General features: G+C 60.4%; 12 protein-coding genes and 1 pseudogene. 8 read left to right on the forward strand and 5 right to left on the reverse strand.

What is annotated here, in order from left to right; all coding sequences use genetic code 11:
* Positions 1-339: MetQ/NlpA family ABC transporter substrate-binding protein (locus tag G113_RS13480; protein WP_005904164.1), on the forward strand; the 339-nt coding region annotated here is incomplete at its 5' end.
* Positions 340-436: 97 nt separating this feature from the next.
* Here G113_RS13480 and G113_RS13485 read toward each other — a convergent pair.
* Positions 437-1,158 (reverse strand): annotated as a pseudogene (locus G113_RS13485) (phosphatase PAP2 family protein).
* Between the two features lie 514 nt (positions 1,159-1,672).
* Between G113_RS13485 and G113_RS13490 the strand changes: the two are divergent.
* The 7 genes from G113_RS13490 (at position 1,673) to dedD (ending at position 10,229) form a co-directional block, all read left to right on the forward strand.
* Positions 1,673-2,806: a 4-phosphoerythronate dehydrogenase gene (locus tag G113_RS13490; protein WP_005904165.1), complete on the forward strand. Its 1,134-nt coding sequence runs from the start codon at positions 1,673-1,675 to the stop codon at positions 2,804-2,806.
* A 131-nt stretch (positions 2,807-2,937) separates the two neighbouring features.
* The gene (locus G113_RS13495; RefSeq protein WP_005904167.1) at positions 2,938-3,954 is read left to right on the forward strand and encodes an aspartate-semialdehyde dehydrogenase; all 1,017 of its coding nucleotides are present in this window, start codon (positions 2,938-2,940) and stop codon (positions 3,952-3,954) included.
* A 245-nt stretch (positions 3,955-4,199) separates the two neighbouring features.
* A complete protein-coding gene (locus G113_RS13500) occupies positions 4,200-6,272 on the forward strand; it encodes a FimV/HubP family polar landmark protein (protein WP_005904169.1) in 2,073 nt (690 codons plus the stop codon).
* Positions 6,273-6,381: 109 nt separating this feature from the next.
* Complete coding sequence (gene truA / locus G113_RS13505; RefSeq protein WP_005904171.1) at positions 6,382-7,191, forward strand: tRNA pseudouridine(38-40) synthase TruA; 810 nt, start codon at positions 6,382-6,384, stop codon at positions 7,189-7,191.
* A 118-nt stretch (positions 7,192-7,309) separates the two neighbouring features.
* On the forward strand, positions 7,310-8,173 hold the full coding sequence (accD, locus tag G113_RS13510) for an acetyl-CoA carboxylase, carboxyltransferase subunit beta (protein WP_005904174.1): 864 nt from the start codon (positions 7,310-7,312) through the stop codon (positions 8,171-8,173).
* A gap of 2 nt (positions 8,174-8,175) precedes the next feature.
* Positions 8,176-9,444: a bifunctional tetrahydrofolate synthase/dihydrofolate synthase gene (gene folC, locus G113_RS13515; protein WP_040319228.1), complete on the forward strand. Its 1,269-nt coding sequence runs from the start codon at positions 8,176-8,178 to the stop codon at positions 9,442-9,444.
* A 50-nt stretch (positions 9,445-9,494) separates the two neighbouring features.
* On the forward strand, positions 9,495-10,229 hold the full coding sequence (gene dedD, locus G113_RS13520; protein ID WP_005904178.1) for a cell division protein DedD: 735 nt from the start codon (positions 9,495-9,497) through the stop codon (positions 10,227-10,229).
* A gap of 72 nt (positions 10,230-10,301) precedes the next feature.
* On the opposite strand, the gene G113_RS13525 is transcribed toward dedD, so the two are convergent.
* The 4 genes from G113_RS13525 to G113_RS13540 all read right to left on the reverse strand — a co-directional run.
* Positions 10,302-10,646, reverse strand: a complete 345-nt coding sequence (locus G113_RS13525; RefSeq protein WP_083940388.1) for a TusE/DsrC/DsvC family sulfur relay protein — start codon at positions 10,644-10,646, stop codon at positions 10,302-10,304.
* Between the two features lie 20 nt (positions 10,647-10,666).
* A complete protein-coding gene (gene yccS, locus G113_RS13530; protein ID WP_005904182.1) occupies positions 10,667-12,823 on the reverse strand; it encodes a YccS family putative transporter in 2,157 nt (718 codons plus the stop codon).
* Between the two features lie 128 nt (positions 12,824-12,951).
* Entirely contained in the window at positions 12,952-13,608 is a 657-nt protein-coding gene (locus G113_RS13535) for a Bax inhibitor-1/YccA family protein (protein ID WP_005904184.1), read from the reverse strand.
* Positions 13,609-13,962: 354 nt separating this feature from the next.
* The coding region (locus G113_RS13540) for a GGDEF domain-containing protein (protein WP_005904186.1) at positions 13,963-14,681 on the reverse strand (719 nt) is incomplete at its 5' end.

The following is a 14,681-nucleotide window of genomic DNA, read 5'->3' on the forward strand; positions in this document are numbered from 1 at the left end:
CCCCTCAAGGCGAGCGAGTTTGACGTGGTCGGCAACCCCCATAATCTCAAGTTGGTTCTGCTGGAGGCGGCCCAGCTGCCCCGCTCGCGGGAAGATGTGGACTTTACCGTTATCAATGGCAATTATGCGGCCTCGAGCGGTATCCCCTTTACCGAGGGGCTCTTCCTCGAACGCAGCTATGACTTCATCAACTGGGTCGTGGTCAGGAGCGGCGATGCCGACACGCCATTTGCCAAGGATGTCGCTGCCGCCTACAACTCCGCCGCGTTCAAGGCCTATGCCGCCAAGCGTTTTGTCGGTTACAAATACCCGCAGGGGTGGCAGGCTAACCAAGGCTAAGTCGAGCCCCTTGCACATTGTTTGATATGACAACGGGCACCTCAGGGTGCCCGTTGTCATATTTGCCAGGGTAGGCGTCACTGGTGGTGATTGGCGGTCAATAGTGGCGTAGCCACCAGCGGGCGGCGAACAGAGCGGTCAGGCTGCCGAGCAGGGCGCTTGCCAGCACGTCCAGTGGCCAATGCATGCCGATCAGGGTGCGTGACAGAGCGATGGCGAGCGCCCATAGCGGCAGCAGCCAGACCCCGTGAGGGGCTCGGGCCAGCCAGATCAGACCGAAGAATTGGGCAAGGCTCATGGCGGCGATACTGTGGCCGGAGGGGAAGGCGTAATTCACTTCCGCCTGCCAGTGGTTGCCGAGCCACTGGGGCAGGGCCAACAGTTGGCTCGCCGCATGCACCTGTTCGCTGCGCACCTCGACCTTGCTAGCGTAGAACTGCTGGATGGCAGGGATCAGCTGCTGGCTCTCCAGCCAGAGCAAATAGGGCCGCGGCTCCTGAGTCAGGTGTTTGATCAGGCTCTTGATGACCCAGTCGCTAGCGAGCACGGCAAAGAGGGCGCACCCAAGGTCAGCAGGGCGGGCAGAGTGAGGGCCAGTTTATAGCGGGTCAGCAGCAGCAGGGCTGCGATGCTGATGGCAAGGCCGGGAATATCCACCATACGGGTGAGGGCATAGGGCCACCACAACCAGTCCGATTGCAGCGCGTTGACCATAAAAGGCTGCCAGGGCAGGCAGAGCAGCAATATCAGCGGCAGGATCAGGGCGGCACTGAACGCAAGCGCCTGGCTGCGCGGCAATGAAGAGGGATGGGTTGGCATAACGGGGCTCGCAACGGTGCGCGGGGCAACAGGTAACAAAGAGGCGACATTGTGCCAGTCTCCGCTTGTCGGTCAAGCCGCGAGATGGGGCCAACAACATGGTGTTACAAATCAGTGCGGTGGCCAATGTTGGTTCGCGCATCAGCGTCTGGGCATTTGACCAGTGTGGGCCTGGGCAATGAAGCGCCAGTGCTGTCAGAGGAGAGAAGAGAAGAACAAGCGCCTGGCCACTTGGTCTGTATGGGCTGGGGCGGTCAAGCGTCCGTGGCGGTAGAAGAGAGAAGAATAAGCGTCTGACTACTTGGTTTGCATGGGTTGGGGCGGTCAAGCGTCCGTGGCGGTAGAAGAGAGAAGAATAAGTGTCTGACTACTTGGTTTGTATGGGCTGGGGCAGTCAAGCGTCCGTGGCGGTAGAAGAGAGAAGAATAAGTGTCTGACCCGTTGCCTTGTATGGGCTAGAATGGCGCGCCTGTGGCCGGTTGTGAACATCCGTCTTGAACATGAAGAGAGCCCAATGAAGATCGTCGTCGATGAAAATATGCCCCATGCCTGCGAGTTGTTTGCCGAATTTGGCGAGGTGATTCCCTTGCCCGGACGGCATATCACCGCGGCGGATCTGCAGGATGCCGATGTGTTGCTGGTGCGCTCCGTAACCCGGGTTGATGCCAGTCTGCTTGCCAACTCCCCCAGGCTGAGCTTCGTTGGCACCGCCACTATAGGCACGGATCATATCGACAAGGCTCTGTTGGCGACGCGCAACATCCCCTTTTTCAGCGCTCCGGGCTGCAACAAGCAGTCGGTGGGGGACTATGTGCTCTCCGCCCTGCTGGTGCTGGCCGAGCGTTATGAGTTGACCCTGGCGGGCATGAGTCTGGCCGTCATCGGAGCAGGCAACACGGGAGAGTGCGTGGCAGGCAAGGCCGAGGCGCTCGGCATGCGGGTGCTGCGCTGCGATCCGCCTCGGGCGAGGGCAGGGGAGCTGGCGGCTGAGGGGGAAGGGTTTGTCGACTACCCGGATGCCCTTCGCGCCGACATCGTCAGCTTCCATGTGCCCATCACCTCTGAGGGGCCCGATGCAACCTACCACCTGCTCGATGCCGCCCACATCGCCGCCCGTCCAGCCGGGCAGATCCTCATCAATGCGTCCCGTGGCGAGGTGTGGGACAATCAGGCCCTGCTCACCCGCCAGTGCGGCGAAAGCCCGTTGCGGCTGGTGATGGATGTGTGGGAGAACGAGCCCCACATTCTGACGGCGCTGGTAGACCATACCGAGCTTGCCACCCCTCATATTGCCGGTTACAGCCTGGAGGGCAAGGCGCGCGGTACCTGGATGCTCTATCAGGCACTGTGCCAGCAGACGGGGCGTAACCCGCGCGGGGATCTGCACAAGTTGCTGCCCACGCCGGATGTGAGCGAGCTCACGCTTGGACGAGGGCTTGATCAGGGCCTGATCAAGCAGCTGGTGCATCTGATTTATGACGTGCGCCGCGATGATGCCCGCTTTCGGAGTCGACTCGCCATTGAGGGCAGCTTCGATGGCCAGCGCAAGGACTATCCCGAGCGGCGCGAGCTCTCGGCCCTGCGTCTGAGCGGTCCCTTCGCAGCTGCCCCCGCTTTGGCTGCGTTGGGTTTTGACTGCCAGCGCTGAGTCCGTCAAGGGGTGCTTAGCATCCCGTTATCACAGAACAAGTACCACCGATTTACAGCCATAGACAAGCAGGATGCGTCCTGCAGCGGGAGGGCCCAGAGCCCTCCTTAGTCATTTGAGAGGAGAGAATGATGAGCCAGCAGTTTAACGTAGCGGTATTGGGCGCAAGTGGCGCCGTTGGTCAGACCATGATCGAGATCCTGGCAGAGCGTAACTTCCCGGTCGCTACCCTTTATCCCCTGGCCTCCAGCCGCAGCGCCGGTGACACGGTGCGCTTTGACGGAAAAAACCTCGAGATCCTGGATGTGGAAGAGTTCGACTGGAGCAAGGTCGAGATAGCGCTCTTCTCCGCCGGTTCCGAAGTGTCTGCCAAGTGGGCCCCTATTGCCGCCGAACAGGGTTGTATCGTCATCGATAACACCTCCTGTTTCCGTTATGACGAAGATGTGCCCTTGGTTATTCCGGAGGTGAACCCGAATGCCCTGGCCGATTTTCGCAATCGCAACATCATTGCCAACCCGAACTGCTCCACCATACAGATGCTGATGGCGCTCAAGCCCCTGCATGACGAAGTGGGCATTGCCCGCATCAATGTGGCGACCTATCAGTCTGTCTCGGGTTCGGGCAAGGAAGGGGTGAGTGAGCTGGCTGGCCAGACCGCCAGGCTGCTCAACGGTCTGCCGGCGGAGGTGAGCGTCTACCCTCATCAGATCGCCTTCAACCTGATCCCGCAGATCGATGAGTTCACCGACAACGGCTACACCCGTGAAGAGATGAAGATGGTCTGGGAGACCCAGAAGATCCTGGGCGATGCCAGCATCGCCGTGAACCCCACCTGTGTGCGGGTCCCGGTGTTCTATTGCCACGCCGAGGCGCTGCACGTCGAGCTGCACCAGCCGCTGGATGCCGAACAGGTCAAGGCCCTGCTGCGGGTCGCGCCCGGTATCAACCTGTTTGACGACGATGCCAGCTATCCGACGCCGGTTGGCGACGCCACCGGGCAGGATGACGTCATGGTCGGTCGCATCCGTCAGGATATTTCTCACCCTTGCGGTATAAATATGTGGATCGTGGCCGATAACGTTCGTAAGGGCGCGGCGACCAACAGTGTGCAAATTGCCGAACTGCTGATCCGCGACTACCTGTAAGCTCCTATCGACACCTGGCCTCTCGTCCAAGAGAGGCCGAGTGTGATCGAAGTTGCAGGAAGCGGCTTCGATATTCCCCCTTAATATCAATTAATTAACTTTACCCCTACACTCGGGCACGAATTGGGTGCTATTTGCGTCGGATGACTGGCTTGAGACTCGAGCCTGATTTATATTGAACCGACTGTTTTGGGGCAACTATCCAGATTTTTCAATGTGATAGGCCGTCATACGAAGGAACGAACATGGGACACTCCCGCATAACACTGGCGACGCTGCTCGCGTTGAGTCTGCTCAATACCACTTCTGCTTCTGCCGAAGAGGCCAGCCGGGATCCCTTCTTCGTGGAGTTGAAGGGACCCGATGAACCTGCAAGCCAGGTGACTCGGCCGACTCAGCCCGTGACGCCCGTGCAGCGTCAGGCCCAGCCGGTACGCTCACCGCAACCTATTGCCTCCCTCAATCAAGGGGGCCGCCGTTATGGTCCGGTTCGTTCCACCGATACCCTCTGGAGCCTCGCCAGCAAGCACAGACCGAGCAGTCGGATCAGTGTCTACCAGACCATGGTCGCCATTTACGACAAGAATCCCGCCAGCTTTGCCGATGGCAACATCAATCATATTTTGGTGGGTTCCAGCATCACGCTGCCAAGCGAAGCTGAAGCGCGCCGTCACACGGATGCCCAGGCTCGCCAACGCTTCAACAGCGATAACGCCAGTTGGAAAGGCTTGAGTCCCAAGTATCTTGCCAGCAAACAGAGTGTTCAGCCTCAGGCCAAGCCGCCTGTCAAGTCGGCTCCTAAACAGATCGTCAAGCCTGCCTCCGCATCGGCAGCCCCAATACCGGTCCCGGTCGTGGCCCCGGTATTGGCGGCTGCTGCGACCCCCGCCAAGGTGCCCGGCGAAGTCAGCAAACTGGCCAGCGGCGCACAGACAACGGCACTGGCCAATGTCGCCAGTGGTGCCCCAGCGCCCTTGCCGGTCGCAACTGAAACTGTTCAGGGCAAGCCAGTTACCGAGATGGCCCTGGCGCTGGAAGATGCCAATGCCCAGCTCGGTCAAGTAACCGAGATGAATCACCGGCTCAAGATGCGCCTGCAGTCCCTGACCGAGGAGGTCGAAACCCTCAAGGCGCAGCTGCAAGATCAGCTTGTCTTGCAAAAAGAGGTGGCCGAGCTCAGGGCCAACCCTGTGCCGCCTGTGGCAGTAGCCCCCCCGGCGCAGAACTGGCTGACGGACTTGCTCGCGTCACCTTTGAACCTCGCCATGATCATACTGTTGCCCGTGTTGCTGGTATTGGCGTTGGTGACGCTCTGGCTGCGGGCCCGTGCCCGGCGCGAGTTGGAAGAGCAAGAGAAGAATCTCTCCGAGACCACCTCCGTGGTGATGGGGCAGGAGATGAGCGAGTTCGATCAACTCATCGGTGCCGACATTGATGAAGAGCCTGTTGCCCGCGCCGCGCCTGCTGTCGATGAAGCGGCTGCGCACCGAGTTGAGCCGGACGATCTGGACCTGGTATTTAGCGATGAAGGGGAGCAGGCTCGGGAAGCCGAGATGCGGGATCCTGAACTGGTGCCCGAGTTGGATCTCGCCGCCGATGAGCAGTTCGAGCGCCCCGAACAGCCCGAAATGGATCTGGCCAGCGAGTTCAATCCGGCTGCCGATCAGGAGCTGATGAGCGAGGAGGAGCTGCAAGCCGCCCTGTTTGCGGATCTCAATGCCGAGCTTGATGCCGAAGAGGATCGGTTCGCCGCCCAATCTCCCGAGGGCAGTGCCGCCCTTGAGAATGATGAGCTGCCGGAGCTGGACTTCAGCGATCTCGATACCAGCCTGGACGATGAACCCGTGTCCGGCACTGATCACACATCTCAGACTGCAGACGAATTGCTGGCTGAGTGGGGCATGAGCCCTGAGCCAGCCAAGGATCCCAATGAGTTGGCCCTGGCCGATTTCGAGGATGCCTTCGCAGAAGTCGAACCCGGCGAGGAGCTCAAACCCAGGGCTGAGGCTGCGGCCGATGACTTCGTCGAGATAGACAGCCTGTTGGCCGATGCCAATGCCAACCAGAGCGAGCAGGAGCCTTATCAGGGGTTCTCCCTGAATGTGGGACTGGATGGTTTCCCCGAGGTACTGCCAGAGTCCGACGGCTTCGATGTGGATGCCGATGACGGCGGCGTGGGTGCCAAGCTGGATCTGGCCCGGGCCTACCTTGAGATAGATGACAAGGAGAGTGCTCGCGAGCTGCTGGTCGAGGCGTCCGAGCAGGGCAACGATAAGCAGCGCAACGAGGCCGAGAAGCTGCTCAAGCGGCTGGCCTGATAGCCGGATGCAAGCAGGGCGACCCCAGGGTCGCCCTTCTTTTTGGGATATTTCTGACGGTGTGGGTATAATTCGCCGCGTTTTCTCTCAAAGAGTGATACTCAGACTCATGCGAATTGCCCTAGGTATTGAATATGACGGCAGCCGGTATTTTGGCTGGCAGCGTCAACGGGAAGTGATCAGCGTCCAGCAGGAGCTGGAAAAGGCCCTCAGCCGCATCGCCAACCACGAGGTGAGCATACAGTGCGCCGGGCGCACCGACGCTGGGGTGCATGCCACCGGTCAGGTGATCCACTTCGATACCCAGGCCATCCGCAGCGAGAGCGCCTGGACGCTTGGCGTGAACTCCAACTTGCCCCCCGACATCGGGGTGCGCTGGGTGAAGGAAGTGGATGAGGGCTTCCATGCCCGTTTTAGCGCCACCGCTCGTCGCTACCGCTATGTCATCTACAACCATAACTTCCGCCCCGCCATCCTTGGCAGCGGCGTCAGTCACTACCACGAGACCCTGGACGCAGCCCTGATGCACCAAGCCGGCCAGAGTCTGCTTGGCGAGCGGGATTTCACTTCGTTTCGCGCCGCGGGTTGTCAATCCAAGAGTCCCTGGCGCAATGTGACCCACCTGTGCGTCAGCCGGTCCGGTCCCTACATAGTGCTGGATATCCGCGCCAACGCCTTCTTGCATCACATGGTGCGCAACATCACCGGCTCCCTGCTGCTGGTGGGCCAGGGACTCAAACCCGTGGAGTGGATAGCCGAGGTGCTGGCCGCCAAGGATCGTGACGTGGCCGGCCCCACCGCCAAAGCCGGTGGTCTCTATCTGGTTGACGTCGATTATCCTGCCGAGCAGGGGCTGCCCAGGCTGCCGCTCGGCCCGCTCTGGCTGCCGGACTCGGCACCGGGTACGACCAGTTTTTAGTAACTGCGCCCGAAAAATTGTGGTTTAATGATCCGTCGTTTATTGCCATCGAGCCGTAAGTCATTGAACTATCAAGGCTCGATGCGTATTGTCAGGCACAAAAGCATTAAGGAATTCCATGAGCTGGCTTGAGAAGATCCTTCCCAAGAGCAAGATCACTACCCCCCGTCGTCATAACATCCCGGAAGGGGTGTGGACCAAGTGCGGATCTTGTGAACAGGTGCTCTACCGGGCAGAGCTGGAGCGCAACCTTGAGGTTTGCCCCAAATGTAACCATCACATGCGCATTACCGCCCGTGCCCGCCTCGAGTGTTTCCTCGACGCAGATGGTCGCAGTGAAATCGGCGCCGAGTTGGAGCCGCAGGATATTTTGAAATTCAAGGATTCCAAGCGCTACAAGGATCGTTTGTCCGCCGCCCAGAAAGAGACGGGGGAAAAAGATGCGCTGGTGGTGATGAAGGGAACCCTCAAAGGGGTGCCTGTCGTCGCCTGTTCGTTCGAGTTCTCCTTCATCGGTGGTTCCATGTCCTCCGTGGTCGGTGCCCGCTTCGTGCGCGCCGTCGAGGAGAGCATCAAGGAGGGCCGCGGTCTGGTCTGCTTCTCCACCTCTGGTGGTGCGCGGATGCAGGAAGCCCTGTTCTCCCTGATGCAGATGGCCAAGACCAGTGCGGCGCTCGACAGGCTCACCAAGGCGGGTCTGCCCTATATCTCTGTGCTGACCGACCCCACTATGGGCGGCGTGTCTGCCAGTCTGGCCATGTTGGGCGACATCAATGTGGGCGAGCCCAAGGCATTGATCGGCTTCGCCGGCCCCCGTGTCATCGAGCAGACGGTACGCGAGAAGCTGCCAGAAGGCTTCCAGCGCTCCGAGTTTCTGCTGGAGAAGGGCGCCATCGACATGATCATCGATCGTCGCGAGATGCGTGATCGTCTGGCCAGCTTGTTCGCCAAGCTGATGAACACCCAGGTCGTCGAAGACTGAACATGAGTTCAAACATGCAACAATCTCAAAGCCGGTCGCTGGTCGACTGGCTTTCTTATTTGGAGCAGATCCATCCGGTCAATATCGACATGGGTCTGACACGGGTCGGCGAAGTTGCACGGCGCATGGGGCTGACTAGGTTGCCCGGCAAGGTGCTGACGGTCGCCGGAACCAATGGCAAGGGCTCTTCTTGTGCCATGGCCGCCAGCATCCTGATGGCCGCCGGTTACAGGGTTGGGGTCTACTCATCCCCCCATCTGCTGCGTTTCACCGAGCGGGTGCGCCTCAATGGCCTGGAACTGGACGAGCAGGAGCACTGCGCCGCTTTTACCGAGGTGGAAGCGGCCCGCGCCGAGATAGCGCTCACTTTCTTCGAGTTTGCCACCCTGGCCGCGCTCTGGTTGTTCCGCCGCCATGCTCCCGATGTGATATTGCTGGAAGTCGGGCTGGGTGGCCGGCTCGATGCCACCAATGTGGTGGAATCCGATGTGGCCATGATCACCAGCATCGCCCTGGATCATTGCGACTGGCTCGGCGATACCCGCGAGGCGGTGGCGGTGGAGAAGGCCGGCGTCTATCGGGCGGACAAACCCGCCATCAGCGGTGAGCCCCATCCTCCGGCGACGATCGCCAGCGAGGCGGCGCGCCTCGGCGCTCATCTTTATCAAGTAGGCCGCGACTTCAGTGGTCAAGCCCGTGAAGATGCCAAGGTCGGCTGGGATTATCGGGGGCTGCAATGCTATCAAGGCTTGCCAACGCCCGCATTGCCCTTGATGAATGCGGTGACGGTACTGGCGGCCCTCGAGCGGCTCGGCTTGACGTTGCCCGAGTCGGCAATCCGCAAAGGGTTGCGTGATGCGCGGCTGGCCGGCCGGATGCAGCGCTTGCAAACCGAGCCTCTGGTCATCGTCGATGTGGCCCACAATCCCCACTCTGCGGCCTATCTGGCCAGTCAGCTGAGCGCCATTCCGTGCAGCGGAGTACGCCGCGCCGTGGTCGGTATGCTCAAGGACAAGGACATGGCGGGGTCCCTTGCCGAGCTCGACGGCCTCATCGACAGCTGGTATCTCGCGAGCCTTACCGGGCCGCGGGCCGCGAGTGCGGGCCAGCTGGCGAATGCGCTGGGACAGGGGCAGGGGCGCGTGACACAGCATGATGCCGTGACTGAGGCTTATCAGCAGGCGCTGGCCGACTCGAGTCCCGCCGATGTGGTCATTGTCTTTGGATCGTTTTACACTGTTGCCGATATTCTGGCGACACAACCGGCCTGAATGCGCCATGCGCGCCGGGCTGGGTAGCAACACAAGGGTAGGAGTAAGGTTTGGCTTCTAAGTTCCAAAACAGATTGGTGGGCACGGTTATTCTGGTGGCTCTGGTGGTCATCTTCTTGCCGGACATGCTTGATGGCCAGAAAATTGCGCAAAAGGACGACGCTTTCGCGACTATCCCGCTGCGCCCCGAGCTCGAGCCCGCCAAGCCCGCGCTCCAGGTCTCTGCCGCCAGTACCCTGCCCAGCGATCATGATGCGAGCAAGCAGCAGGCTGCTGCTGCGCAGCAGTGGCAGGTCGAAGAGGTGTCAGCGCCTGTGACCTTGGGTCAGCAAGGCGCGGCAGCGCAGGCGGCCAGCCAGCCGATCGTCAAGCCAGAGCCCGTGGTTGCCAAGAAACCAGAGCCGGTCAAGGCACAACCCAAGCCAGTGCCAAAGCCGCAACCCAAGCCTCAGGTCAAGCCGGAGCCCGCCAAGCCACAGATCAAGAGCATGGACGATCTGCTGCAGAGCAAGCAGCTGGTCACTCAGGCCGCGCCGGCACCGGCTCAGGGCAGCTGGATCCTTCAGCTGGGCGCCTTCCGCAACAAGGACAGTGTCAATGCACTGGTGAGCAAGTTGCGGGCGTCGGGCTACTCGGCTCATACGGTGCCACGCACGCCGGTACAGGGTCAGATCAACCGGGTCTTCATCGGCCCGGATGTCTCCAAGGCCAAGCTGCAGGGCATACAGGCCAAGGTGAGTCAGCAAACCGGCCTGAGCGGCTCTGTGGTGGCTTACAACCCTTGATGACGGTGGGGCAGCCTTCGAGCTAAATAATAAAGACCGCGCCTTGGCGCGGTCTTTTTTATTGGTGGCGTTTTAGATGCACTTCACCGGCTTGGGCAGACCCGCTATCTTGGTCGCCTGCTTGGCAGGCCCCAGGGGGAACAGCTTGTAGAGATAGCGGCTGTTGCCCTTCTCCGGGCCAAACTGCTTTTCCATCGCCTTGACCAGGGCACGAATGGCGGGGGAGGTATTGAACTCCAGATAGAAGGCCCGCACGAAACGCACCACTTCCCAATGGGATTCGCCTAGCTCGATATTCTCCTGGGCGGCCAGCACCACGGCCAGCTCCTCACTCCAGTCGTTCACATTGAGCAGATAGCCCTTGGTGTCGGTCTCGATAGTGCGCCCGTTGCATGTCAGCACCGAATTATCGGACATGAGTGCCTCCTTGGGGCAAGTCATGATGGGGTCGGCATGGTAGCGTCTTGGGGCGCGGTGAGCAACCGGCTCTGGTTGGCCAGCGCCAGCAGCTCATCGGCCAGTTGGCTGATGCGATTCAGCTGCTGGCTCAGCATCAGCTGCTCCTCCGTGCTCTCCTGGGCGGGCAGAGGGCAGCTGGTCTGCGCCTCCTGGGGGTCATCACCGGCCAGCTGACCCGCAGCCAGGGCCAAGGTATGGCTCAGGTGGCAGCTGATCTGGCTGAGCCCCTCTATGGGTTCGAGTTGATCCCGGTGGGCACCCAGCGCCGAGATGTAGGAGAGTAGGGCGTGATTTCGCCAGGTCAGGGTGAAACAGAGATCCAGGAAGCGGCGCCTGCGCTGGGGTTCGACCAGCATGCTCTGCCAGGCCATGGCCAACTCGCTGTCGGCCAGGTGGGCATTCTTGCGGGCGATGCGGTAGTCCAGGGATTCATCGCGGCGCAGGTGCAAGCTGGCGAGTACCGCCTCCAGATAGCGGGCGTTTGCCGACAGCGAGTTGGCGATGAGCTGCGGCAGACGCTTGTACTGCCAGTCCGGCCACAACCAGGCCACCAGGGCGTAGGAGAGCAGGCAGCCGAGCAGGGTATCGAGCAGGCGGGGGCCCAGGATGGCAAAACCGATGCCGTCGAGCAGGTTGAAGGCCATCAACACATAGAGGGTGATGAAGCAGACTGCGGCGCTGTAGTTGCTGCGCACCTGAGTGAAGAACAGGAAGGCGGCTAGCCCCATCACCACCAGTTGACCATGCAGGTCTGGCAGCAGCCAGAGAATGGGCACGCCAACCAGCAGGCCGGCAAAGGTGCCAAGCATGCGCTGCATCAAGCGGCGCCGGGTCGCGCTGTAGCTCGGTTGGCAGACAAAGAGCACAGTCAGCAAGATCCAGTAACCCTTGTCCAGATGGAAGGCCTGCAAGATGCCATAACCCACCACCAGTCCAAGCGACAGCCGCAGGGCATGGCGAAATACCATGGAATCAAGGCTCAGGTGCTGGCGCAACTGGGTCAGCAAGGGGATGTGTGGCGGCCTGGCCAGGGGGGGGAGACTCCCTGGCGTTATCGCCGGGTTTTGCAGCTCCTCGGCACTGGTCAGTAGCTGATTGATGCTGGCCAGATTGCGGCGCAGAAACTTCATCGGGGTCAGCAGGCTCTTGGGATAGTGCTGCTTGAGGTGAGTGAACTCGAGCTGATCGCCAAGGGCTTCCAATGCCCAGCGAATGCGCTTGGGATGGCGATAGGGGCTGTGCACCAAGATGGCGTAGCCGAGCTGCTGGCAGGCTTCCGCCAGTTGTAGCAGGACTTCCTGGAAGCCATCGATGACCAGCCCCTGTTTCAGTTCGGCTTCGAGCTGGCTATAGGGGTAGTGGCTCGAGGTGGCACGCTCGTGTATTTCAAGTGCCAACAGATAGAGGCGCAACAGACCCGCGAGTTCGGGGGCCGGTTGGCGGCGCTGACTGTGCAGCCGGGCATTGAGGGCCGTCTTGGTGAGATTGAGGGAGCCGACCAGCTGGATGTTGAGCTGGGCCAGGTTGTGGCGAATGGCTTGTGCGCCGTGTTCATCGGCAGGAAAGAAGCGGGATTTTTCCCGCAGATAACGACTCAGGGCAAAGTAACTCTGGGCGAGCTGTTCGTGCAGAGTCTTGTAGGGCAAAAGCCAGAGCCAGATGAGCGATACCACGCCGTACCAGAGGGCGCCCGCAGTCAGCACCAGCGGTTGGTAGAAGAGATCCGGTGCCTTGGCGGCGCCGAGCATGGTGTAAATGGCAATCAGGAGCGAGCCGAAGCTGATGGTCGCGTAACGCTGCCCCAGGGCGCCGACCATGACGAACAGGAAGGTCGAGCCAGCCAGCCCGATGGCAAACAGCCAGGGTGTCGGAAACAGGTACTGGACGCAGAGGGAGGCGAACAAGAAGCAGAGCAGCGTCATGGTCAGATTCTTGACTCGTCCCCAGAGACTGTCATCTGTCTCGGCGATGGCCCCGGCGACGACTCCGAGAGAGAGCAGCACGGTGAGCTGGATATCGCCACTGACGAGGGCGATGGCGAGCAGACCCAGTATGGCGATGAGTACCTTGAGGGCAAAGTAGACATGGCTGTCTGTGAGCAGGCGGCGCAGCAGGCCGGAATATTCAACAGGCATGGGGGAAGAGAGTCTCTTGCGATTCGAGGTCATCAGTGTAACGCGAACGCCATCAAATGACCCTGATTTGGATCAGGCTGGCCGGGGAGTATGCAATAAAAACCCCGCCGGAGCGGGGTTGGTGGTCATCAGTTGCGGTTGCCGCCGAGCAGGCTGAGCAAACTCAGGAAGATGTTGTAGATAGACACATAGAGCGTCACGGTGGCGGAGATGTAGTTGGTCTCGCCGCCGCGCACTATCTGCTGGGTCGTCAGCAAAATGGCACCGGAAGAGAACAGCATGAACATGGCGGACAAGGCCAGGCTCAGGGCGCTCATCTGCAGGAAGATGTTGGCGACCATGGCCACCAGCAGCACCCAGAAACCGACGAACAGCATGCCACCGATGAAGGAGAGATCCCGCTTGGTGGTCAGGGCATAGGCAGACAGACCAAAGAAGGTCAGCGCCGTACCGCCGAGCGCCGTCATCACTATCTCGCCGCCGCCATTGTTCATGTACATGTTGATGATGGGGCCAAGGCTGTAGCCGAGCAGGCCGGTCAGGGCGAAGGTGAATACCAGGCCCATGCCGTTGTCACGGTTCTTCTCGGTCAGGAACATCAGACCGTAGACCCCAACCAGGAAGATGGCCCAGTGCAGGGGCGGCATGTTCATCACAGTGGCAACGCCGGCGACAATGGCAGAGAAGCCCAAGGTCAGGGAGAGCAGCATGTAGGTGTTACGCAGCACCTTGTTGGTATCACGTACGGCACCTTGGGTGCCGGTATAGACAGAACGGGTATCCATCTTGTTTTCCTCGTTGGTACTGGGAGGGACGAACCTTGTCGTCCCTTCACCCTATTGTATGGAGAACAAATGGGGATGACGAGAAGCAATTTCAAGTCGACACCCAGATGACTGGGAACACTATTCCAGAGCCATTATGTATTGTATCTGAACAAGGGCTGGTCGGCTCCCCAGACCTGCAAGGTTCCAAGCGTCACCATTGACTGCTCGGCCAGCGGTGTATCAGCCGTTCTGAGATAGCCAAGTGGAGAGTTAGTGGATCATTTTCCCCAGAGCAAACACCTGCCCCATCTTGGAAACAGCAGGCCCACAGTGATGCGGGCCTGCTCTCTTGGCTCGGTGGTGAGGCGCGGGTCAGCCCGACTGCTCAACCAGTGCCGTGAGGGCCACGCCTTTATCGCAGTACATAGCCTTGTCAGCCTGGATCAACCACTGCTCCGCGCTCCAGCCGCTCTGGTAGTGACTGACGCCGATGCTGATCCCTACTTGCATGGTTTGGCCGTCTGTCTCGAAGGGGGCGGCCATGACGAGCCGGAGCACCTCGGCCACGTCGTGTGCCTGTTTAAGGTTGTAGCCGGGCAGCAGCAGGATAAACTCGTCCCCCGCCAGCCGGGCAAAGAAGCATTGATGGCCGATGGCACTGGTAATTCGGTGGGCTAGTTGGCAGAGGATGGCATCCCCCTGGCTGTGCCCGAAATTGTCATTGATGCGCTTGAAATCATCGAGATCGCAAAACAGCAGGCAGCCTGGTGCGGGTTGGGCTATCTGCTCGCGCAGCCGGTTCATCAGGCTGAGGCGATTGGGCAGGCCAGTGAGGGGGTCGCGCTGGGCGAGCTGCATGATCTCCGATTCGCGCAGCTTGCGCAGGGCAACCTCCTTGCTCAATCGGTCGTTGCATAGCCAGAGATAGAGGGCCAGCACCAGGATCAGGACGGTGGCAGCCAGACTCAGCATGAACCAGGGACGCCAGAATACCCACTGGGCCGAGGGCGCATGGTAGAGAAAGTCGGCCAGGGGGACTGTGTGTTTGAGGAGGCCTATCTCCACCAACTGGTCGAGAATATGTTCGAAAC

It is taken from the genome of Aeromonas molluscorum 848, assembly GCF_000388115.1.
Taxonomy (GTDB): Bacteria; Pseudomonadota; Gammaproteobacteria; order Enterobacterales; family Aeromonadaceae; genus Aeromonas; species Aeromonas molluscorum.